Annotated in this window: 19 protein-coding genes and 2 tRNA genes; 20 read left to right on the top strand and 1 reads right to left on the bottom strand. The window is 48.4% G+C overall.

Annotated elements, in window-relative coordinates:
- Nucleotides 1–71 precede the first annotated feature (71 nt).
- The 20 genes from pyrC (at nucleotide 72) to PPA03S_RS23270 (ending at nucleotide 20,317) form a co-directional block, all read left to right on the top strand.
- A complete protein-coding gene (pyrC, locus tag PPA03S_RS23355; protein WP_062326378.1) occupies nucleotides 72–1,376 on the top strand; it encodes a dihydroorotase in 1,305 nt (434 codons plus the stop codon).
- A 408-nt stretch (nucleotides 1,377–1,784) separates the two neighbouring features.
- Nucleotides 1,785–2,927: a glutamine-hydrolyzing carbamoyl-phosphate synthase small subunit gene (gene carA, locus PPA03S_RS23350; RefSeq protein ID WP_062326377.1), complete on the top strand. Its 1,143-nt coding sequence runs from the start codon at nucleotides 1,785–1,787 to the stop codon at nucleotides 2,925–2,927.
- Nucleotide 2,928: 1 nt separating this feature from the next.
- Complete coding sequence (gene carB, locus PPA03S_RS23345) at nucleotides 2,929–6,147, top strand: carbamoyl-phosphate synthase large subunit (RefSeq protein ID WP_062326376.1); 3,219 nt, start codon at nucleotides 2,929–2,931, stop codon at nucleotides 6,145–6,147.
- 111 nt (nucleotides 6,148–6,258) lie between these two features.
- Nucleotides 6,259–6,999 (top strand): orotidine-5'-phosphate decarboxylase, encoded by a 741-nt coding sequence (pyrF, locus tag PPA03S_RS23340; protein ID WP_062326375.1) that lies wholly within the window; start codon nucleotides 6,259–6,261, stop codon nucleotides 6,997–6,999.
- Complete coding sequence (pyrE, locus tag PPA03S_RS23335; protein ID WP_062326374.1) at nucleotides 6,996–7,637, top strand: orotate phosphoribosyltransferase; 642 nt, start codon at nucleotides 6,996–6,998, stop codon at nucleotides 7,635–7,637. The genes pyrF and pyrE overlap by 4 nt, the downstream gene beginning before the upstream one ends.
- A gap of 276 nt (nucleotides 7,638–7,913) precedes the next feature.
- The gene (locus PPA03S_RS23330; protein ID WP_245683708.1) at nucleotides 7,914–8,852 is read left to right on the top strand and encodes an ABC transporter ATP-binding protein; all 939 of its coding nucleotides are present in this window, start codon (nucleotides 7,914–7,916) and stop codon (nucleotides 8,850–8,852) included.
- Nucleotides 8,815–9,936, top strand: a complete 1,122-nt coding sequence (locus PPA03S_RS23325; protein ID WP_062326373.1) for an efflux RND transporter periplasmic adaptor subunit — start codon at nucleotides 8,815–8,817, stop codon at nucleotides 9,934–9,936. The genes PPA03S_RS23330 and PPA03S_RS23325 overlap by 38 nt, the downstream gene beginning before the upstream one ends.
- Entirely contained in the window at nucleotides 9,936–12,857 is a 2,922-nt protein-coding gene (locus PPA03S_RS23320; RefSeq protein ID WP_062326372.1) for an ABC transporter permease, read from the top strand. Before PPA03S_RS23325 ends, PPA03S_RS23320 begins: the two co-directional genes overlap by 1 nt.
- Before the next feature lie 2 nt (nucleotides 12,858–12,859).
- Nucleotides 12,860–13,723: an ABC transporter ATP-binding protein gene (locus tag PPA03S_RS23315; RefSeq protein WP_062326371.1), complete on the top strand. Its 864-nt coding sequence runs from the start codon at nucleotides 12,860–12,862 to the stop codon at nucleotides 13,721–13,723.
- A 21-nt stretch (nucleotides 13,724–13,744) separates the two neighbouring features.
- The gene (locus PPA03S_RS23310; protein ID WP_062326370.1) at nucleotides 13,745–15,196 is read left to right on the top strand and encodes an ABC transporter substrate-binding protein; all 1,452 of its coding nucleotides are present in this window, start codon (nucleotides 13,745–13,747) and stop codon (nucleotides 15,194–15,196) included.
- Nucleotides 15,197–15,327: 131 nt separating this feature from the next.
- Nucleotides 15,328–15,492 (top strand): hypothetical protein, encoded by a 165-nt coding sequence (locus PPA03S_RS33420; RefSeq protein ID WP_167666091.1) that lies wholly within the window; start codon nucleotides 15,328–15,330, stop codon nucleotides 15,490–15,492.
- 74 nt (nucleotides 15,493–15,566) lie between these two features.
- Nucleotides 15,567–15,640: transfer RNA gene (locus PPA03S_RS23300), tRNA-Met, on the top strand.
- 56 nt (nucleotides 15,641–15,696) lie between these two features.
- Nucleotides 15,697–15,770 (top strand) — tRNA-Ile (locus PPA03S_RS23295).
- Nucleotides 15,771–15,928: 158 nt separating this feature from the next.
- Nucleotides 15,929–16,117: a hypothetical protein gene (locus tag PPA03S_RS23290; protein ID WP_062326368.1), complete on the top strand. Its 189-nt coding sequence runs from the start codon at nucleotides 15,929–15,931 to the stop codon at nucleotides 16,115–16,117.
- 138 nt (nucleotides 16,118–16,255) lie between these two features.
- Nucleotides 16,256–16,678: a hypothetical protein gene (locus tag PPA03S_RS23285; RefSeq protein WP_062326367.1), complete on the top strand. Its 423-nt coding sequence runs from the start codon at nucleotides 16,256–16,258 to the stop codon at nucleotides 16,676–16,678.
- Nucleotides 16,679–16,927: 249 nt separating this feature from the next.
- Entirely contained in the window at nucleotides 16,928–18,478 is a 1,551-nt protein-coding gene (locus PPA03S_RS23280; RefSeq protein WP_062326366.1) for a hypothetical protein, read from the top strand.
- A gap of 87 nt (nucleotides 18,479–18,565) precedes the next feature.
- Nucleotides 18,566–18,733, top strand: a complete 168-nt coding sequence (locus PPA03S_RS33020) for a hypothetical protein (RefSeq protein ID WP_157284336.1) — start codon at nucleotides 18,566–18,568, stop codon at nucleotides 18,731–18,733.
- A 171-nt stretch (nucleotides 18,734–18,904) separates the two neighbouring features.
- Nucleotides 18,905–19,600: a carbon-nitrogen hydrolase family protein gene (locus PPA03S_RS23275; protein ID WP_062326365.1), complete on the top strand. Its 696-nt coding sequence runs from the start codon at nucleotides 18,905–18,907 to the stop codon at nucleotides 19,598–19,600.
- Between the two features lie 95 nt (nucleotides 19,601–19,695).
- The gene (locus PPA03S_RS32490; protein WP_082704285.1) at nucleotides 19,696–19,821 is read left to right on the top strand and encodes a sporulation protein YjcZ; all 126 of its coding nucleotides are present in this window, start codon (nucleotides 19,696–19,698) and stop codon (nucleotides 19,819–19,821) included.
- A 166-nt stretch (nucleotides 19,822–19,987) separates the two neighbouring features.
- Nucleotides 19,988–20,317 carry a DUF1904 family protein gene (locus PPA03S_RS23270; RefSeq protein WP_062326364.1) on the top strand — a complete coding sequence of 110 codons (330 nt, stop codon included), beginning with the start codon at nucleotides 19,988–19,990 and terminating at the stop codon, nucleotides 20,315–20,317.
- 63 nt (nucleotides 20,318–20,380) lie between these two features.
- Here PPA03S_RS23270 and PPA03S_RS23265 read toward each other — a convergent pair whose 3' ends face one another.
- Nucleotides 20,381–21,619 (bottom strand): MFS transporter, encoded by a 1,239-nt coding sequence (locus PPA03S_RS23265; RefSeq protein WP_062326363.1) that lies wholly within the window; start codon nucleotides 21,617–21,619, stop codon nucleotides 20,381–20,383.
- Nucleotides 21,620–21,754: the final 135 nt, after the last annotated feature.

Genomic DNA, 21,754 nt, shown 5'->3' with positions numbered 1-21,754 from the left:
GAGAGGGTACACGATAAGAAAATCATCCGGCTTGTCTGGCAAGTCGGGCAGAACCGAAGCGGAGGGCAATTATGCTACAGATTATAAAGAACGCGAACATCTTGAATCAACAAGGGGAACTGGAACGGAAAACGATCATTATAGATGAGGGGAAAATTCAAAAGATCGCTGGAGTGGAAGACGAAGCGGTATTGAAAGCAGAGCAGTCTGCGCATAGCGTAACCGATGCTTCAGGCAAACTGGTCATTCCCGGTTTGATTGATATGCACGTGCATCTGCGTGAACCTGGATTTGAGCATAAAGAGACGATCGAGACTGGTGCCCGCTCGGCAGCGCAAGGCGGTTTTACAACGATTGCCTGCATGCCAAACACCAGACCGGTAACCGACAACCCGGATGTCGTAAAGTTGGTTTTGGATAAAGCCAAAGAAGCCAACCTGGTTAAAGTGCTGCCTTATGCAGCTATTACGAAGAATGAGCTTGGACGTGAGCTTACGGATTTTGCCGCATTAAAAGAAGCTGGCGCAATTGGATTCACAGATGATGGCGTGGGTGTACAGAACGCTCAAATGATGAAAGATGCTATGAGCCTCGCAGCAAGCATGGATATGCCGGTCATCGCTCACTGCGAAGACGATTCATTGGTAGTCGGCGGATATGTGACGGAGGGTGAGTTTTCGAAGCGTCACGGAATCAAAGGTATCCCAAATGAATCTGAGGCCATCCATGTAGGGCGTGATATCCTGCTCGCAGAAGCAACGGGAGTGCACTATCACGTCTGCCACGTAAGTACGGAACAGTCGGTTCGCCTGATTCGTCTGGCGAAGTCCATCGGCATTAAAGTAACGGCTGAGGTATGTCCGCACCATCTGGTACTTTCGGATGAAGATATCCCGGGCATGGATGCCAACTGGAAGATGAACCCGCCTCTTCGCTCACCACGCGATGTGCAGGCTTGTATCGAAGGATTGGTAGATGGAACGCTGGACATGATCGTTACCGATCACGCGCCGCATAGCGAAGAAGAAAAAGCAAAAGGCATGGAGCTGGCACCATTTGGCATCGTCGGGTTCGAAACAGCTTTCCCGCTGCTGTACACGAAGTTTGTAGAAACAGGGCTTTGGAGCCTGGACTTCCTCGTCAAACGTATGACAGCTGATCCGGCACGGGTATTCCGACTGGATACTGGCAAGTTGGAAGAGGGAGCACCTGCGGACATCACCATGATTGACCTGAGCCAGGAACAAGCGGTAGATCCAGCAGCTTTTGCTACCAAAGGAAGAAATACTCCTTTCACTGGCTGGAAGCTAAAAGGATGGCCGGTACAGACATGGGTGGACGGCAAAAGCGTATGGAGCAGCACGGTACAACAGTAAAACGGTAACTTAGTAAATTGATGAATCAATAAACCAATAAACGTTATATCTTTAACTATTTAATCAACAAGTCTTTATAACTCTAACTTACAACTTTTACACCAGTAACATCTTTACAACTAACTCAAGGCAGATCATGCCGAGAGTTTAAACATACGAAACAAAGAAAAGTTGAATAATGCTTTTGAACATGGACACCAACGTAACTGCGGAGTGGGCAGAAAGAACCCGAAGAAGCAAAGCGTTCGCCTTTATCACCGGATTACTCCATTTGAAGAATGGGATCAAAGTAATCCGGGGATAACAGCGATCAAAGGGCTTTCTGCCCACGGAGCTGCACCAAACGTAACGTCCCCCATGTTCAACTCAAAGTATTCAACGTTGATAAACACAGAGGAGTGAAATGGGATGCAGGCACAGGCAAGATTATTGTTGGAAGACGGCACACTGTTCACCGGGAAAGCGTTCGGTGCTGAAGGTGAAACAACAGGTGAGGTCGTTTTTAATACGGGAATTACAGGCTATCAAGAGGTGCTTTCGGATCCTTCTTATTGCGGTCAAATCGTAACCATGACGTACCCACTGATTGGTAACTACGGTATTACGCGTGACGACTTCGAGTCGATTCGTCCGTTCGTACACGGTTTTGTGGTACGTCGTCATGAGCCGACACCGAGTAACTGGCGCGCGGAATACAGCGTAGACAATTTGCTTAAGGAGTACGGCATTGTAGGGATCAGCGAGATTGATACACGCATGCTGACTCGCCGAATCCGTCACCACGGCACAATGAAGGGAATTCTCACAACAGGATCGAAACCTGTGGAAGAGTTGCTGGAGATGATGGGAGACACCAGCATCGCTGAACTGCGTAACCAGGTTCCTATGACTTCTACTCAACATGTCTACAACAGCCCGGGAACGGCTGAACGTATTGTGTTGGTGGACTACGGTGCAAAAACAGGGATTTTGCGTGAACTCAGCAAACGGGGCTGTGACGTTGTCGTAGTTCCGCATGATGTAACAGCGGACGAAATCCGCCGCATGAACCCGGATGGCATCCAGCTGTCCAACGGCCCTGGGGACCCTAAAGACGTTCCTCACGCGGTTAAAATGATCAGTGAACTGCTCGGTGAATATCCGATCTTCGGAATCTGCCTGGGTCACCAACTGTTCGCACTTGCGGCAGGAGCGGATACAGAGAAACTCAAATTTGGACACCGCGGCGGAAACCATCCGGTCAAAGAATTGGAGAGCGGACGCTGCTTCATCACATCCCAGAACCACGGTTACACTGTAAACGAAGAGTCCGTGAAGAATACGGAACTTGAAGTGACACATATCAACAATAACGACAAGACCATTGAAGGTCTAAAACATAAAACATTCCCGGCCTTCTCCGTGCAATATCACCCGGAAGCTGCGCCAGGACCGTATGATAACAGCTATCTGTTCGACCGCTTCATCGAGATGATTCGGGAACACAAGATCACTCACCCGCAACAGGCGCGTCAAGCCGTATTGGCAGCCGCAGTGAAAGGAGCACAATAACATGCCAATTAACAAAGACCTCAAAAAAATCCTGGTGATTGGTTCAGGTCCAATCGTCATCGGTCAAGCAGCCGAGTTCGACTATGCCGGTACACAAGCCTGCCAGGCACTGAAAGAAGAAGGCGTGGAAGTTGTACTCATCAACAGCAACCCGGCTACGATTATGACCGATACAAATATGGCTGACAAAGTGTACATTGAGCCGATTACACTGGACTTTGTAACCCAAATCATTCGTCAGGAACGTCCAGACGGCCTGCTGCCAACCCTTGGCGGCCAAACGGGTCTGAACATGGCCGTGGAACTGGCACGCGCCGGTGTCCTTGAGCGTGAGAATGTCAAATTGCTCGGAACACAGCTCACCTCCATCGAGAAAGCGGAAGACCGTGACTTGTTCCGTGATCTGATGCGTGAGTTGGAACAGCCTGTACCTGAGAGTGTTATCGTGACAACACTTGAAGAATCTCTTGAGTTTGCGAATGAGATTGGTTATCCAATCATTGTCCGTCCAGCTTATACGCTTGGCGGAACAGGCGGCGGGATCTGTGCGAACGAAGAAGAACTGCGCGAGACAGTCGTAGCGGGCATTCGTTATAGCCCGATCGGTCAATGTCTGGTCGAGAAGAGCATTGCAGGTATGAAAGAAGTCGAGTATGAGGTTATGCGGGACAAAAACGATAACTGTATCGTGGTCTGCAACATGGAAAACTTTGACCCGGTAGGTGTTCATACAGGTGACAGTATCGTTGTGGCACCAAGCCAGACGCTGTCTGACCGTGAATATCAAATGCTGCGCTCGGCTTCCCTGAAAATCATCCGTGCCCTCAACATCGAAGGTGGATGTAATGTACAGTTTGCGCTTGATCCGCACAGCTTCCAATACTATGTTATCGAAGTGAACCCACGGGTAAGCCGCTCTTCGGCACTAGCTTCCAAAGCAACGGGCTATCCGATTGCCAAGATGGCTGCCAAAATTGCGATGGGTTACACACTGGACGAAATCGTGAACCCGGTAACGGGCCAAACATATGCATGCTTTGAGCCAACACTGGACTATATCGTGAGCAAAATCCCACGCTGGCCGTTCGACAAGTTTATCTCGGCGAACCGCAAACTGGGTACACAGATGAAAGCGACAGGCGAAGTTATGGCGATTGGGCGTACATTCGAAGAGTCGATTCATAAAGCTGTTCGTTCCCTGGAAATCGGCGTACACCGTCTGTACCTGAAAGATGCCGAAACGCTGGATGAAGCAACGCTGAACGAGCGTTTGGTCAAAGCGGATGATGAGCGTATCTTCCTGATCGCTGAAGCTTTCCGCAGAGGTTATACCTTGCAGCAGCTTCAGGATCTCACGAAGATTGACTGGTGGTTCCTGGATAAACTCGAAGGGCTGATCCGCTTCGAAGATCGCATTCGTGAGGAATCCGAATTGTCCTCCGAAACCTTGTATCAAGCGAAGCGTCTTGGCTTCACAGACCGTGCCATCGCTGAGCTGCGTGCTCAAGGTCAACCAGGAGGTACGTTGACGAAAGAAGCTGAAGTCAGAGCACGTCGTGAAGAGGAAAACCTTCGCCCAGTTTACAAAATGGTAGATACGTGTGCAGCCGAATTTGAAGCAACGACACCATACTATTACTCGACGTACGAAACGGAGAATGAAGTCATCCCTTCAGACAAGAAAAAAGTCGTTGTACTAGGTTCCGGTCCAATCCGGATCGGTCAAGGGATTGAGTTCGACTACTCCACGGTACATGCGGTATGGGCTCTTCAAAAAGCAGGTTATGAAGCAGTTATCATCAATAACAACCCGGAGACCGTGTCTACGGACTTTAATACATCCGATCGCCTGTACTTTGAACCCCTGTTCTTCGAAGATGTCATGAACGTTATCGAACAGGAACAGCCTGTAGGTGTTATCGTACAGTTTGGTGGTCAAACGGCAATCAACCTGGCAGCACCACTGCGTGCCGCTGGTGTAACAATTCTCGGAACCGATCTGGCAAACATTGATGAGGCGGAAGATCGCAAGAAGTTCGAGCGTCTGCTCTCCCGTCTGGAAATTGCACAACCAAAAGGCAAAACAGTTATCTCGGTAGATGATGCGGTTGAAACGGCTCAAAGCCTGGGCTACCCGGTACTGGTTCGTCCTTCCTATGTACTCGGCGGTCGGGCGATGGAGATTGTTTACTCGGATGCCGAATTGCTAACATATATGGAGCAGGCGGTTAAAATCAATCCGGAGCATCCGGTCCTGATCGACCGGTACATGATGGGTAAAGAGGTCGAGGTTGACGCGATCTGTGATGGTGAAACGGTATTGATTCCGGGTATTATGGAGCATATCGAGCGCGCAGGGGTTCACTCTGGTGACTCCATCGCGGTGTATCCGCCACAGCACCTGTCTCAGGATCTGAAAGAGAAGATTGTAGAGATTACAATCAAGATTGCAAAAGAACTGAAAACAATCGGTTTGGTTAACATCCAGTTTGTTATCCATGGTGGTCAAGTGTACATCATTGAGGTGAACCCGCGTTCATCCCGTACCGTACCTTTCCTGAGCAAAGTAACCAACATTCCGATGGCGAACCTGGCAACACAAGCCATTCTGGGCGTGAAGCTGAAAGACCTGGGTTATGTCGATGGTCTGTGGCCTGAGTCGGATCATGTTTCCGTAAAAGTTCCGGTCTTCTCCTTCGCGAAGCTGCGTCGTGTGGAACCAACGCTTGGACCTGAGATGAAATCCACAGGTGAGGTTATGGGTCGTGATCCGAACTACGCCAAAGCGTTGTTCAAAGGTCTCATCGGTGCAGGCATGAAGATCCCGGCCACCGGAGCAATCGTGGTAACGGTAGCAGACAAAGACAAAGAGGAAGCTGTTCCACTGCTTGCAGGTTTCTATAGACTGGGTTACAAAATCATGGCAACCGGAGGAACGGCAGCTGCGCTTGAAGCAGCAAACATTCCGGTGACGACGGTGAACAAATTAAGTGAAGGTTCGCCAAACATTCTCGATATGATTCGCAGCGGCGAAGCAAACTTTGTGTTCAACACACTGACCAAAGGTAAAACCCCGCAGCGTGACGGATTCCGTATTCGTCGGGAGGCAGTAGAGAACGGCATTGTATGTATGACTTCACTGGATACGATTCGTGCCCTGTTGATCATGCTGCAAACGATCAATTTCTCATCTGAGGCTATGCCGGCACTTGTAAAATAAATAAGACGATTTGTCACTGATCAAGGACATCAGTCAGCCTTCGGGCTGGCGGGATGTCCTTTATATCGGGCAAAAACGGAAAATTGAAGCTTGTGGAAGGAGCGCTGAATGATGAATCACCCGAATTTCAACGAAATGGCTGGCCGTCTGATGGTGGCACTTGATTATCCTGGAGCGGAGCAGGCGCAGGAATTGGTACAGGCCCTCAAAGGCATTCCCTGTTATCTGAAGGTGGGCATGCAGCTCTTTTACGCCGCTGGCCCGGACTTCATTCGAGAGCTGAAGTCGAAGGGATACTCGGTATTCCTTGATGTGAAGATGCATGATATTCCAAACACGGTTCGTGGGGGTGCTGAAAGCATAACCCGTCTGGGAGTGGATATGTTCAATGTGCATGCGGCTGGAGGTACAAGCATGATGCGTGCAGCTCGTGAAGGGGCAGAGGCAGCTTTGGCTGCTGATCCTTCCTTGCGCAGACCTGAGATTATTGCGGTTACCCAGCTGACCAGTACCAGTCAGGAGACGATGAATGCCGAGATCGGCATCCAGGGAAGCGTTGAAGCAGCAGTAGTCCGTTATGCAGGACTGGCTCGTGAGGCAGGTCTCAATGGCGTTGTTGCTTCTCCGCTGGAAGTACCCGCGATCCGCGCAGCCTGTGGCAGTGATTTTCACACGGTCACACCAGGCATTCGTCCTGCAGGAAGTGGCCTCGGAGACCAGACTCGGGTCCTGACACCAGGTGAAGCCATTGCCAGAGGCAGCCATTACATTGTCGTAGGCAGACCCATTACGGGCGCTCCCCATCCGCGTGAAGCGGCAGAAACCATTTTGAAGGAGATGTTGAACGCATGATCGAACTTACTGAGATTCCGAACCATATTGCTTCCCAACTGTTGAAAATTAAAGCGGTGGCCCTGCGTCCGCAGCAGCCATTCACCTGGACATCCGGCATCAAATCACCCATCTATTGTGATAACCGCTTAACGATGTCTTATCCCGAGATTCGTAACGACATCGCTGAGGCATTTGCTGCAATCATTCGTGATCAATATCCCGATGCTGAAGTCATCGCAGGTACAGCAACCGCAGGTATTCCCCATGCTGCCTGGGTCGCCCAGAAGCTGAATCTGCCCATGGCTTACATTCGTGATAAAGCCAAAGGACATGGCAAAGAGAACCTGATTGAAGGTCTGATCACCGAAGGGCAAAAGGTTGTTGTCATTGAAGACCTGATCTCGACTGGAGGCAGTTCAATTAAAGCCGCTGAGGCAGTACGTGTAGCCGGGGCGACTCCACTGGCAGTACTGGCGATTTTCAGCTATCAGCTCGATAAAGGGATTAAGGCTTTTGAAGAAGCGGGAATTCCGCTGCAAACTCTGTCCAATTATACCGCTTTGATGGATGTGGCTTTGGCTGAGGGGACGATCCAGGAGAGCGATTTTGAACTGCTCAAATCCTGGCGTGAAGATCCTTCTTCATTTGGTAAATAATATCATTCAGAGCAGATTGAAAGGTTTGCTTGTGAACGGTATCAAAATTGTAACGATTGCCGCCATAGCGGCAAATTCATGGAATATGCAAGAGGCATCCCGTTCGTTGGGGTGCTTTTTTCGTTTGTTCATCAAAATATTAACTTTTTCACTGGAACGTTGTAAAAAGCTTGTAACTTTTAGTTGTGATCCGTCGTTTATAATGCAGGGTAGGTTGGAATAGATTTCTATTTTTAGTGTCTTGATGAAGTGAATGGGATATGAAGTGAAGAAAGGATGAGCGTGATTGCTGGCATGAAGAAGTTATTTTTCAAAATGAAACCTGCCAAGGGCCAGTCAGGCGAAGGGCATGCAGTCGGGCAAATGGAGCAGCAGGAATCAGTCGGGCAGGATGCCACGACATACATAAGTGAACCGCAGAACCCATCCATTGAGTCGCACGACATAACCAGTGATACTAGCCTGGATGAGATTGCCGTTGCGGCTGCTGAACCAGAAGAGAAACCCGGCTCATCCAAAAGGGATCTGTTGCCTCCATATGACGGACCTGTTCTGGAGGTTCGCAATGTTCACCGCAGTTTTCAAACAGGAAGCCGCATTATTCATGTACTCAAAGGCATTGATATGGAAGTGAACCCGCAGCAGCTGGTGATGTTGAAAGGGCGATCAGGTTCAGGGAAAACGACACTGCTCAATATGCTGGGTGGGCTGGATCAACCTTCAAGTGGAGATATTCTGTTCTCCGGCCAGCCTCTTCAGGACTGGGGGGACCGACGTCGGACCGCTTTGCGGCGTAAGGAAATCGGTTTTATTTTTCAGGCGTATGCGCTGATGCCCTTGTTGTCTGCCTGGGAAAATGTAGAGCTGTCCTTGCGGATGGCGGACGTGCCGCGTTCGGAATGGAAGGACCGGGTAGGTCATTGTCTGGATCTGGTTGGACTAACCAAACGGGTCAAGCACCGTCCATTCGAGATGTCCGGGGGAGAACAGCAGCGGGTGGCTATCGCCAAAGCGATAGCCCACAGACCGAGATTGCTGCTCGCAGATGAGCCGACAGCGGAACTCGATTCCAAAATGGGAGCACAGGTGATGGCTGTATTTCGCAATATTATTGAAGTTGAACAAGTAACCATTTGTATGACTACACACGATCCTACGATTTTGGAGGTTGCGGACCATGTTTATGAAATGGCGGACGGCAGATTTATCAAGTAAAGGGGCCGCTCCGAAGAGGGGGAAGCGCGCAGCGCTTATTGTGCTTGGTGCGATAGTGGCTGCAACGATGTCCGGCTGTTCTTTGCTGCCGGCAGAAACAGAGGAAGAAGTGCTTCCGCCCATTACACCGCCAACGATCTCCAAAAAGCCGGAATATGAAGTTCGGACAGAGACGTTGGAGAAGAAAGTAAGCGGAAGCGGCAAGATGATGAGCCAGCGGGAAGAAAAGGTGTATTTTACGCTGGATGGCATGCATATCAAAGAGTTAAATGTAAAACCGGGAGATAAAGTGAAAAAAGGTCAACTTCTCGCAGTTCTCGATGTAGAGAGCGTGGAGAAGGAAATTCGGGCCAAAAACCTGCAGATTCGCAAATCGGAAGTTCAAATGAAGGAAACGCTTCGCAAACGGGATGAGATGGACCCGGTGGAGTTCGAAGAGTCCACGATTGCCTTTGAAGAGCTTCGTCAGGAACTTGCCGATTTGGAGGAACAATTGGGCAAAGCCACATTGACCGCTCCGTTCGGAGGAACGATCATTGCCGTGCAGGTGGAGAAAGGTGCAGCCGTTAAAGCTTATGACCCGATTGCGACCATAGCGGACACTTCCAATCTGGTGGTGGCGGCTACGTTTGCCAAGGAAGATCTGGAGAAGTTCTCAGCAGGCATGAAGGCGGATGTGGACATTAATGGTGCAGGCAAAGTGGCTGGTAAAGTTAAAGTGATGCCTGTAGCTCAAGCATCCGGAAGTGGCAGCGGCAGTGGCAGTGGCGAAGGTTCGGGAGAAGGCGGAACACCTCCAGCGAAAGAAAGCCTGGATAAATATGTTATCGTCTCGCTGGCGAAGTTGCCCAAGGGTGTTGAACGCGGCACACCACTGACCGTATCGATTGTCACCCAGCGTACAGAGAACGCGATTGTTATTCCGGTATCTGCTTTGCGCTCCATCGGTTCAAGAACGTACGTGCAAGTGGTGGAGAGTGATGGAAGCAAGCGTGAAGTGGACGTGGAGGTCGGGCAGCAGACGTCTACGGATGTGGAGATTCTGAAAGGTCTGACTGTCGGACAGAAAGTAGTGGGCCGCTAATGGGGCTGCCATTGCTTCGACTGTTGTTCCGCAAAATGTGGAACACTCGCTGGATGACGTTCAGCACGCTGATCGGACTGATTGTGGCGGTAGCGTTCACCGTCAGTATTCCGATGTATGCCGATGGTGCGCTGAAGCGGGTCGTAGCCCAGACGCTGCAGGATAACAGTGAGGGCCTGCCAGCCGGCTCGTTGTTGATGAGTTACCAGGCACCTGGGGGTGTGAAGACAGACACACGGGGTCTGGAAGAAGTGGATCGATATATTCGCGAGGATGTGCCTCGTGACATCGGTTTTCCTTTTCATACGTATGTGAACTCCCGTTCCATCCGCAGTACAGAGGTGAACCCGGAAGATCCTACCAAAGTGGATGCCAGCCGGGTCCGCAGCATGAGTCTGGGCACGATGACAGGCCTGGATGCACAGGTCAATTATTCTTCGGGTGTGAAGCCGGGCAACCAGGTCAAAGACGATATCATTGAAGCGGTCATGCTGGAAGAGGGCATGTATCGCAACGATCTGCATATCGGAGATGTTCTGGAATATCCGGTATACAGCGGTCTTGATATTACGTTGCGTGTCAAGATTACAGGTTCCTTCAAGGCGGATAATCCAACCAGCCCGTACTGGGTGCAGGGATTTGACGGCATGATGAACGGACTTTATGTGGATGAATCGGTATTTAATGATGTTTTGCTAAAGGAAAAAGGGATTCCGCTTCAGAATTCCCGTTGGTATTATGCGTTTGATCTGAAAGAGATTCAAACGAGCCAGCTCCCGGGGCTGACCTCTATGCTGGAAAGGCTCGATATCGATCTGTATCAGCGGTTGAAGGATACGAAAGTGGATATTACCTTCGGAGATTTGTTAAAGCAATTCCGCAGTCAGAGTCTGCAATTGCAGACCATGCTGTTCACGCTGGCAGCACCGATGATTGCGATGGTCTTTTATTTTATTGCGATGAATGCCAGACAGTCGTTACAGAAGCAGGAAAGTGACATAGCCGTATTACGCAGTCGCGGAGCTTCAGCACGGCAGATCTTCTCTCTTTATCTGCTTGAAGGTATATTTCTGGGAGCGATTGCGCTTGTCATTGGACCATTTCTTGGATGGTTTATGGCCAAAAGCATTGGTTCAGCCAGCGGATTCCTGTCGTTCGTCGATCGGAAATCCATTCCGATCGGGATATCGAAAGAAGCGATCCTGCTTGGGCTTATCGCCGTCTTGGTGGCCATTATAGCTTCGCTCATTCCGGCCATAACCTATGCGCGAGCGACCATTGTATCGGCCAAGCGGCGGCAGGCCCGTACGGATCGTGCGCCGGTATGGCAGCGCTGGTTCCTGGATATTGCGCTGCTGGGGCTGGCGGGATACGGATATTATCTGTTCTATGAACGGCAAATGTTGACCTTCCAGACGGGAATGACGACAGATCAGCTTCAGGTACAGCCGTTCCTGTTCTTTGTACCGGCACTTGCCATTTTTGCGCTGGGTCTATTCTTTTTGCGGTTATTCCCATGGATTCTCAAGCTCATTCAGCTGATCGGTCGCAAGTTTCTCCCGGTTCCATTGTATCTGACGCTGACACAGCTTTCGCGTTCATCGTCTTCTTACTATCCTTTAATGATCCTTCTGGTGTTGACACTCGGACTTGGTGTGTATAACTCGGCAGCGGCTCGAACGATTGATCTGAACTCGACCGAGCGGACGTTATACCGATATGGTTCGGATGTTATTATGCAGACGGTGTGGGAAGGTACACCTGAGGTTAAGCCGACTGGTTCCGGACAAAATGGCGGTTCAGGTGGTGGGCAGCAAGGTGGAGGTAATGGTGGCGGTGGCTCTGGAGGCGGCGGTTCAGGCGGAGGGAATGGCGGCGGAGGTGGAGCAGGTGGGGGCGGTGGTTCTTCACAACCTACCAAGATGATCTATTCAGAGCCACCTTTTGAAGTGTTCCGGAGCCTGAATGGTGTTGAACATGCAGCGAGAGTGCTGCAAACGAAAGGCAATATTATTGTCTCTGGCAAATCGGGTGGACAGGGAATGCTGGTGGGAATCGACAATGTGGATTTTGCCCAAGTGGCGTGGTTCCGCAACGATCTGTTCCCGGCACATCCTTATAAGTACCTTGACTTGCTTGGAAAATATGAAGGGGCCGTATTGATCTCTTCCAAATTTGCAGACAAATTCAAGCTCAAAACCGGAGACCTCGTCTCCATTGGTGTACAGGGCCAGGCGATTGAATTTGTGGTCTTTGGCATTATACCTTACTGGCCTGCTCAGTACCCGGATCAGATGCCGTTTTTCATTGCCAATCTGGACTATATCTATGATCAGGTGCCTCTGATTCCATATGAGGTCTGGCTGAAGATGGAGCCGGATGCCAAAGTTGCTCCTTTGATGGAGAAACTTGCAGCAGAAGGCATTGAGTTATCGTCTGTTCGCGATGTGCGTACAGAGCTGGTATCCCAGGGCAAACATCCGTCAAGAGGCGGGGTGTTCGGCATACTGAGTCTTGGATTCCTTGTGTCGGTGATTATTTCCTTGATCGGATACATTCTGTACTGGTTCTTCAATCTATCCGGGCGTGTAGTGCAGTTCGGTGTACTGCGGGCAATGGGGTTATCCCGGGCGCAATTGAGCGGCATGCTGCTGCTGGAGCAGGTGTTCACGGCGGGTCTGTCCATCATTCTCGGTATTGGCATTGGTCAGGTATCCAGCCGTCTGTTCCTGCCCTTCCTGCAAACCACGGATAATGTGTCTGCACAGGTACCTCCGTTCCGGATTGTATTTGAAGAGAAAGACATGCTGCAACTGTACGGCGTGACCGTGGTCATGCTGATCATTGGAGCAACGATGCTGCTGTGGCAAATCCGCAGGCTGCGTGTTCACCAGGCAGTCAAAATGGGAGAGGAGAGGTAAACGTGATCCAATGCGAAGGACTTGTCAAAATTTTTAAATCCAGCGATGTGGAAGTCGTTGCCCTTCAAGGTCTCAATCTGACTGTCAATCAAGGTGAAATGATGGCCATTATCGGTAATAGTGGCAGTGGTAAATCCACACTGCTTAACATTCTGGGTGGACTTGATCGTCCAACAGCCGGTACAGCTGTCGTGGGAGACTGGGATTTGCTGAAAATGACAGATGCCCAATTGGTCGAGTACAAACGTCATACGGTAGGGTTCATTTGGCAAAATAACGGCCGTAACCTGCTGCCTTACCTCACAGCACTGGAGAATGTGGAAACGCCCATGATTCTTGGGGGCAAGCGAGATCGTGCCTATGCCATGCAGCTGCTGGAGTGGGTTGGATTGAAGGATCGGATGCACAACAAGCTGCATCAGTTGTCCGGAGGGGAGCAGCAGCGGGTGGCGATTGCCATCTCGCTATCGAATCGCCCCAAGCTGCTGCTTGCCGATGAGCCGACAGGATCGGTGGATTCGGAGACATGTGATACCATCATGGGTATTTTTCGCAAAATGAACAAGGAGCTCGGGGTCACCATTGTGATTGTTACTCATGACTTAACCCTTGCTGGCAAGGTGGACCGGATCGTGGCAATTCGGGACGGCTTGACCAGTACCGAGTTCGTGAAGCGCAATCCGAATCTGGATGATGAACATGATTTGTCGGAGGCGGGAGCCCCGGACATTCATGAAGCCTTTGTCATCATTGACCGGGCGGGACGGCTGCAGGTGCCCAAGGAGTATCTGGAGGCGCTGTCCATTGATAATCGTGCCACATTGGAATTTGACGGTGAACGTATTGTCATTACACCGCCAAGATAATTTTAGAGGGGGAATTGGGAGATGAAGAACAGGTTTTGGGGAAAACGGGTGCTAGCCGTGCTGGCTACAGCCAGTCTGGCATTGCCGCTGCTTGCGGGTTGTACAGCGAGTGAGTCCAAGGATAACGAGCAGCGTGTATTGCGTGTAGCAACGATGTGGGGGGGCCAGGATGACAGCTATTTCCGCCAGCAGTTTACCGATGCTTTTGAATTGACACATCCGAATATCACGATTGAAGTGGTTCCTGCCGTAGATCAGGGCAGCATGTATGGATATGGTAATCAGGAGGAGCAGAAGGACGTTCCGGATACCATGGAAAGCTTGAAGAAGATTATGACAGGGGATAACCCGGTAGACGTCATCGTGGCGGATACGTCGACAATCAAGTCGTTAATTCAGGAAAACATGGTGAAACAACTGGACCCACTGATCCAGGAAGACAAGTTTGATACGTCGGATATTGTGCCAAGTGTTCTCGAAGGAATCAAGGATTTGGGAGATCAGAGTATCTACGCTTTGACACCAACGTTCTCCTCTTCAGCATTGTTCTACAACAAGGGCATGTTTGAGAAGGCAGGCGTGGAGCCTCCAACGGATAATATGACATGGGATGATATTTTCAACCTGGGTACCCGTCTTACAAAAGGTGAAGGAAAAGACCATGTGTTTGGTTTCTCTTTCAGCACCTATCAAGGTGGATCTCCTTACTATACGATGTCACAGTATTATAACTCTCTGCAGCTGAAGATTTTTGATGACAAAGCAGAAAAAATGACCGTTGATTCTCCTCAATGGGAGAAAGTATGGAGTACGATAAGCAAACTTGCCTTGGATAAAGTGATCCCTAAAGGAGACGAACCACAGGATCAGGATGACGGTGGACGTTATAATCCGCTTCAGGGTGATCTGTTCCTGAGTGGCAAATCAGCCATGGTGATTGGAGACTACAGCTACATTAATCAATTGATTGATGCCAACAAAAATGCGGATAAAATGAAAGACTTTACGAAGGTGGATTGGGATGTTGTCACACCTCCGGTTCATCCGGAAGCTCCCGAAATCGGTGGCAATATATATCTGAGCAATCTTATGGCCATTAGTAGTTCAGCTCAGAACCCTGATGATGCATGGGAATTGATCAAGTATATGAACAGTGAAGACTGGGCGAAGATCAAAGCACGCAGCAGTTATGAGATGGTTTCTCGGAAGAGCTTCATTAAACCAAAGGATGGTTTGGATTACAACATCCAGGCATTCTATACACTGAAGCCGGTTCCTCCGACCAATACCAATATGGATAAAATGTATCAAAAAATGCCGAGCCTGTACCAAGTGAGTGATAAGGGAATGGAGTACTTCAATCAAGTACTTGCAAATAAAAAGACCCCAAAAGAAGCACTTGGCGAGTGGGCTGCAAAGGGTAACGAAATGCTGGAGAAATTGAAGAAGGACCCTAAAGCCACGTTTCAATGAGCGTTGAAGGCCTTGTAATATAATTACAGATGTTGCCGCTGGAGATTTATTTCTTTGGCGGCTATTTTTATGGAATTGGGGTATTCTACGAAAGCAGGGATAAATGATGATTTCAAGAAAGGACGAGTGGAATGCACTGGGTATATTTCAGTAAATTGTACGCAACCAAATTTCAGGCAGGATGTCTTGCAAAGCGGATGGAGCAGGATGGTTGGATTTACGGCCATAACGAGCCAGCTGAAGTGGAAGTATATCGTTCAAAAAAAGGGCGATATGGTGTGCGCTTTATTCCCTAAACATTACCCCTTGACTTATTGGGTAGGTATGGTGTATATTAATTAAGTCGCTGTTTTAATATTTTTTTTACTGACGCGGGGTGGAGCAGCCCGGTAGCTCGTCGGGCTCATAACCCGAAGGCCGCAGGTTCAAATCCTGCCCCCGCAATTTAGTTTTACTGGATGATTCACAGCCATCATCTGAACGTTATACATTTTTGTTCAGGGCCCTTAGCTCAGTTGGTTAGAGCGGTCGGCTCATAACCGATTGGTCACAGGTTCGAGTCCTGTAGGGCCCATTCTCTCAAAACCCTTGCGAAGCAGGGGTTTTTTTCTGTCTTCTTATAATGTACATAGCGGAGTAAAGTTTTGATTATTTATATATTGCATTCCAGTAATTGTTAATATTATGTTATCATGTATAAAAACTACGAAGGAAGGGTGACCACTTAACGATATGAATGGTGTTGGTGTTGTAAATTTTGCAGGGATTTTGGTCATATTCATTTTCATTGCTCTTATTGGCCTGATGTTATATCTGGTGTTTTCATTTGCTATCAAAAGGTCCGGCTTAAGAGAGGAAATCTTGGGTTTGAAGAAAGAGATACGATTATTAAAAGAAGCATTGAAGAAAAATGAAATCTAAAAGAGAGAGGCGCTGCCAGGAACAATACGGGCAGTGCCTTTTTGATATGCCCTTTTTTACAGAATATCAGTGTCTGTCCATGCCATATTACAAATCTCACATATACTATCATAATCCAAACAATAGGAGGTAGATTTCATGAGTCAATTTATTGATGCGAGAACGTCGCAGAATGCCAGTTTGGCGAACTCCATTGCAATACCCATCCTTGTTGTTAACACGCCACAATTATTTGGCCAGATTGGACTTGTAACTGCGGGCATTGGTGCAAATCCACGGGTGCAATTCAAAGGCACGGTTTCTGTACAACTTCCCTTAGCCCTCGTAGGAATAACAATACGGATTGTCAGAGGGACTTTGGCAACGGATCCTGTGATCTACTCTGCAACGTCCACGTTCAACTTGAGCATTCTGGCGCCTCAAATCATTACGTTCTCTGCGGATGACTTCAACCCTCCAATTACCCCTCAATTGACGTACACCGCGTTCATCAGCTCTAACTTGCTGGGGACGATCCGTGTAGGCCCTGAGAACTTTGATGGAGCTGTGTATTCGGACTAATGTATAGAGCCACTCTCCCGGCTCACAACTTCGTTACAGAGCAAGCATTAACCTATTAACGGATCGTTTATCTCCCTGCCTTGAGAAAGGCAGGTTTTTTCTAATGATGAGGGTACATATAGCACTTTCATGGATCTGGCATCGTTTGTGATATAATGCGTTAGAGATTAAGGGGACGGTCTAGGAGCATGAGAAATGGAAAGTCCAAGAGGCCGATGAAATTTTGAATGGAAAGCAGGTTTACAATTCATGATGCAAAATGAAGGACAGCGATACCGCTTTAGCGAAGCCCCTGTATGGGATTGGCAGAGAGCCTACTATGAACAGAAGGGGTTAAGCGCCTGGACGGATAATCAGGTACCGCAATATATTACGAGTAATCCGATGATTGCCACGGCGTATGCCGAGATGATTTTTGGTTTTCTTCAAGACCTCGCGAGCAAGGGAAAGACAACCGAGACGGTGACCATTCTCGAACTTGGAGCGGGAGTAGGGCGTTTGGCGCATCAGATTCTTATTAAACTGATGGAATTAAAGGAGTTTGCAGGGATAGAGTTCCCTGCTTTTCGATATGTAATGACTGATCTGGTAGAGGATAATGTAATGGGGTGGAAAGAGCATCCTTCCATGCAGTCTTTTATTCAACAAGGGATACTGGATTTTGCACGCTTTGACGCGATACAGGATACGGTATTGCATCTGGTGGTAGCGAATACGGTTATCCGACCAGGTGATCTGAAGCAGCCGTTGCTACTGATTGCGAATTATTTTTTTGACAGTATCCCTCAGGAGTTGATTTACATCAGTGAGGGGGAGATCTATGAGTGTGACATACTCCTTCAATCGCCAGATCCCTCATTATATTCTGAGCCTGCTCAATTGCTGGAGAACATGACACTGAGTTATGAGTACCGCCGCGCACCTGAATACAGTGCAGAGGGTTATCCGTATCAGGAACTCATTGAACTGTACAAGGAAGAACTGGAGGATTCGCACATCCTGTTCCCGGCGATCGGCCTGTCCTGTCTTGACCGATTAAACAGGCTCTCGGAGTCTGGGTATGTATTAATTACGGCGGATAAAGGAGATCACCGATTGGACAACTGGAAGTTTTCCGAGCCTCCTGAATTCGTTCTTCATGGGAGTTTTTCATTGACGGCCAATTATCATGGGATTCAATATATATTGGAAGGCCGAGGGGCGCAGACTCGTTTCACAACACATCACTACAAGGATCTGAATATTGGATATATGTTAGTGGTGGACGAACCGATGTCGTATGTGAATACACGACTCGCTTACCATCGATTTGTTGAACGCTTTGGACCAGATGACTTTTTCAGTATAAAAGAATGGATGGATCAACAGGTAGGCACAATGCAGCTAAAGCAGATTTTACCGTTTTGGCGTCTCGGCGGATATGATGCAGAGTTCTTGATTCATAGTGCTAACCGAATCTCTAATCTTCTTCCTGAAGCAAGTGATGAGGAGATGCTTGATATTCAGTATGGAATTCACACCATGTGGTCTTCTTATTATGTAATGAAGCATCAAGGAGACGTGGCATTTTTGGCAGGGCAATTGTTGTATGAGATGTATATGTATGAGGATGCCAAGCGGTTTCTGGAGCTTTCTTTGGATACGGATGCAAGGAAGCGGAATACAGCTGTACTTTATGACTTGGCCGTGTGCTGTTATGAGCTTGAACTGGAAGAAGAGACGCTGACGTACACCCGGAAAGTTCTGGCTCTGGAACCGGACCATGAAGAAGCGATGGATTTACTGAGAAGCTTTGAGTAGTATTTACTTGGAACCTTCTTCTCTAATTAACGTATTAATGGGATAATCATACATTAATTTCCGGTTAACGGAAGAGGAGTTGAGTATATGAAGAAGGTTCTGACTATTTTGCTATATCCATTTGCGTGGGTATTGGGGGCATGGGGGATTTTGTCCGGGAATGCGGATAGTGCACTTTTTGCGAAGGATATCGCTACAGATCGCGGCTATGATGGGCGAGAACTATATGATAGAATTGAACACAGAAATGCCTAATTACATACCATTTGAACTGTAAAGGTAATGGTCTTACAGCGCGATGCGTGAAGTCAGTTACTCTTTGAAGCGAAGTGCAATGAACAGCTAAGCTGCCTGTACAACCTTTAAGCCGGTTTCGTACCTTATCCGGGTATGAACCGGCTTATATGTATGAATGGGGGATGAACGTTGAAGATTATTATTGGACAACCCAAGCTGGAGCAGCAACTGTTGCAACTGGAAACGGAGTTAAACCAACATCCGGAAGCAGATCTGTTATTTTTCCCGGAAGGATATTTAAATCAGAATGTAGACGAAGCGAGCCGTCTGGCGGCAGCATACGGAACGATGATTGTATCAGGTCATCGCAGATTGGATGAACGTCCCAAGGACCGCTCAATCATTATTAATAAGACAGGAGAGACTGTACTGGAAAAGGCAAAGTATACACCTGCTGAGGTGGTTCAGGAGCAAGATTGGACCATAAGTACTTTATTATGCGACGAATTGGTGCAGCAAGGTTTTTGCAACGAGAAAATAGGCAAAGTGGATATGATTATGCATTCGATTGGTGTAGGGATGTTCAGTGAGGAGCAGTATGCTGAATGGATAGAAAAGGCACGACAGATTGCATTACAAAATCAATGTATCGTAATGGGCACCAGCCACGCGGACGGCTCGTATCGTGACAGTACAATTTCAATACCGATCGCTTATTGTATCGCTCCTGACGGAGAGCTGGTTCTGGCAGCCAAAAACGATACCAGGACGCGATTAATCGTTTTGAACAAGGGGGGAGTAGTTAGCGCACCTCATGGAGCGGAGCCGAGACAAGTGCAAATTCAAGTAACTCCTTACCTGAAGCCAAACCGGAAGAAAGGGTAATGAAATGGGCTGGCGAGCTTGCCAAATCGCCCGGTCATTTGGATAGATAGCACATATATTATGGCATACCTTGAAATTCAAAGGAGGCCAATCAAATGAGTGAAGTTGGATACGGTTGTAATAATGTTGGAGGAATTGGAAACGGTGTGTGTACTTCCACTGCCGCAATTCTGGTGCTCTTCATCCTGCTCGTTATTATCACGAAATCTTTCTGGTGTTGAGTCGTATCTAGTTAAGAAAAGGATAATTAAACAAGGCTCCGCTGAAATTTCGGCGGGGCTTTCCTGTGTGAACAAGATGAGCAGCAACGAGTCTTTCATTTGACAAGCGAAAACAATGTGCTTAAAATCACATAAGAGACTAATAACAGAGATTGAAGGGATAGCAATGCCGTTTATTCGCTTTAAAGGATTCACAGGGCCTCAGCTGGAGGAAGTGGTACCCCGCATTACGGAGCAGTTTTCGTTGATTACCAATATACCGCGGGAGAGAATGAAGGCGGAGCGTCATGACGTACAAGCCCTTACCCCTTCTCCGGCTTCAGTAGAGATCCTTATGTTTCAACGTGATCAGGAGATTCATAATCGGATTGCCTCATCCATGCAAGATATTTTGGAACAAGCAGATCTGCCTGATGTGCATATTTTCTTTAATATACTGTCACCTGCGCTGTATTATAAACAAGGCAAGCCGCTGACAGATTATCGTTTGGATTAAGAAAAATAGCTGCACCGAAGTATTTCGGAAGCCGCTTGGGACGAGCAGATGACTGCTCGTCTTTTATTTTTTGAATCCAGAATCTTGCGACGGTATTGTCGTATCCTTGCTTCGTTTAATTCGGTTTAACGAGAATGAGCAGAGCGCTGACACCGTGAACAGGACGCCGCCAATCACATATACCAGTCGAACCCCAAGCTGATCCGCAATAAGACCGAAAATGACTGTAGATATGCTCATGGCGATAGATAGGACGATCTGATGTGCCGCGTATACCTTGGAGAGGGATTCGACAGGTACACTGCTCTGAAAAGCCGTTTGCTGAGCGACATCACGAACCTGGTAAGCGGGGCCCATAAGGAGGCACAGCATCAGAGCAAGCCAAGGAAGGCTGTTTAAGCCGTAAACGATGGTCAGCAGGCTGAATACAAGAGAACCGATGGCCATGCTGGATACCAGATGTCTCTGTATGCGAGTCGCCAGTGCGATAGCCACAATACCTCCAATGATGGTACCGGCAGCATAACTGGAGTTGATAAGCCCCCACCAACCTTCTTCTTGGCCAAGAGCTTCTTTTACAAAAGCAAGCGTGATCGCACCGATCCAGATGGAGTTGGCCAGACCTTCAACCAGATCCATGAACGTAATCAGGCGCAGTGACCGATTTTGCCAAAGAATAATCCAGCCTTCCTGTAGCGCATCCCGTTTGGATGTGGTTTTTTCCATGTGTTCCTGATTTTCGCGGGTAAGCGAGCTAATCATACTCATTAGAAGCAGTACAACCCATGATAAGGTTGCAGCCGCCCAGAATGTCTGAGAAGCTCCCCAGTGCATCACGATGAATCCTGTCATCGCATAACCGATAATAGTCACCGTTTGATTGGAGAAAGAGAGCAGGCTATTTGCTTTTACGAGATCTTCTCCTTGGACTAATCGCGGAGTTAACGTGTTTAACAACGGAGATTCCCAGCCGTCCATAAACGAAAGAATCGCCACTCCCACAAGAAGTAGAGGGAGATGAGCAGTGAGATCGGTAAATGCGATGGCGATACCGGTGATCAGTAACGTTTTGGCTAAAGGAACGCTGATGATGAGCCTGGAGAAAGTAAAACGGTTCGTAAGCAGCGGAGCAGTAAGTCCTGCTACGATACGTGCGCTCATTTGAATAAATGGAAACAGTGCAGCATACAGGACCGAGCCCGTCTGTCCGTAAATAAAGGTTGTAATAACCATGATATATATGACATTAATGAGAGAGAGCAGCGTTTTGGCAGCCCAGTATGGATAAAATGCGATGTTCATGCTTAGGTGTCCTTTCCACACGACGTTATGTATATATTACGAGTACCGTTGTGAATGCACCACAAACAAAGTTGTCATTTTCCCATCATTGAAGCACCAAAAAGCAGCTGCCCGCCTGGGCAGCCGTGTTCTTAT

The sequence above is a fragment of the Paenibacillus pabuli NBRC 13638 genome (assembly GCF_001514495.1).
GTDB classification, from domain to species: domain Bacteria; phylum Bacillota; class Bacilli; order Paenibacillales; family Paenibacillaceae; genus Paenibacillus; species Paenibacillus pabuli.
Note: the sequence above shows the minus strand (reverse complement) of the source record. Positions and strands in the feature narration are given on the sequence as shown.

Excerpts from the sequence above, each read along its gene's own strand:
- pyrC (WP_062326378.1), top strand. The coding sequence starts at position 72 with ATGCTACAGATTATAAAGAACGCGAACATCTTGAATCAACAAGGGGAA.
- carA (WP_062326377.1), top strand. The coding sequence starts at position 1,785 with ATGCAGGCACAGGCAAGATTATTGTTGGAAGACGGCACACTGTTCACC.
- carB (WP_062326376.1), top strand. The coding sequence starts at position 2,929 with ATGCCAATTAACAAAGACCTCAAAAAAATCCTGGTGATTGGTTCAGGT.
- pyrF (WP_062326375.1), top strand. The coding sequence starts at position 6,259 with ATGAATCACCCGAATTTCAACGAAATGGCTGGCCGTCTGATGGTGGCA.
- pyrE (WP_062326374.1), top strand. The coding sequence starts at position 6,996 with ATGATCGAACTTACTGAGATTCCGAACCATATTGCTTCCCAACTGTTG.
- PPA03S_RS23330 (WP_245683708.1), top strand. The coding sequence starts at position 7,914 with ATGAGCGTGATTGCTGGCATGAAGAAGTTATTTTTCAAAATGAAACCT.
- PPA03S_RS23325 (WP_062326373.1), top strand. The coding sequence starts at position 8,815 with ATGTTTATGAAATGGCGGACGGCAGATTTATCAAGTAAAGGGGCCGCT.
- PPA03S_RS23320 (WP_062326372.1), top strand. The coding sequence starts at position 9,936 with ATGGGGCTGCCATTGCTTCGACTGTTGTTCCGCAAAATGTGGAACACT.
- PPA03S_RS23310 (WP_062326370.1), top strand. The coding sequence starts at position 13,745 with ATGAAGAACAGGTTTTGGGGAAAACGGGTGCTAGCCGTGCTGGCTACA.
- PPA03S_RS33420 (WP_167666091.1), top strand. The coding sequence starts at position 15,328 with ATGCACTGGGTATATTTCAGTAAATTGTACGCAACCAAATTTCAGGCA.
- PPA03S_RS23290 (WP_062326368.1), top strand. The coding sequence starts at position 15,929 with ATGAATGGTGTTGGTGTTGTAAATTTTGCAGGGATTTTGGTCATATTC.
- PPA03S_RS23285 (WP_062326367.1), top strand. The coding sequence starts at position 16,256 with ATGAGTCAATTTATTGATGCGAGAACGTCGCAGAATGCCAGTTTGGCG.
- PPA03S_RS23280 (WP_062326366.1), top strand. The coding sequence starts at position 16,928 with ATGATGCAAAATGAAGGACAGCGATACCGCTTTAGCGAAGCCCCTGTA.
- PPA03S_RS33020 (WP_157284336.1), top strand. The coding sequence starts at position 18,566 with ATGAAGAAGGTTCTGACTATTTTGCTATATCCATTTGCGTGGGTATTG.
- PPA03S_RS32490 (WP_082704285.1), top strand. The coding sequence starts at position 19,696 with ATGAGTGAAGTTGGATACGGTTGTAATAATGTTGGAGGAATTGGAAAC.
- PPA03S_RS23270 (WP_062326364.1), top strand. The coding sequence starts at position 19,988 with ATGCCGTTTATTCGCTTTAAAGGATTCACAGGGCCTCAGCTGGAGGAA.
- PPA03S_RS23265 (WP_062326363.1), bottom strand. The coding sequence starts at position 21,619 with ATGAACATCGCATTTTATCCATACTGGGCTGCCAAAACGCTGCTCTCT.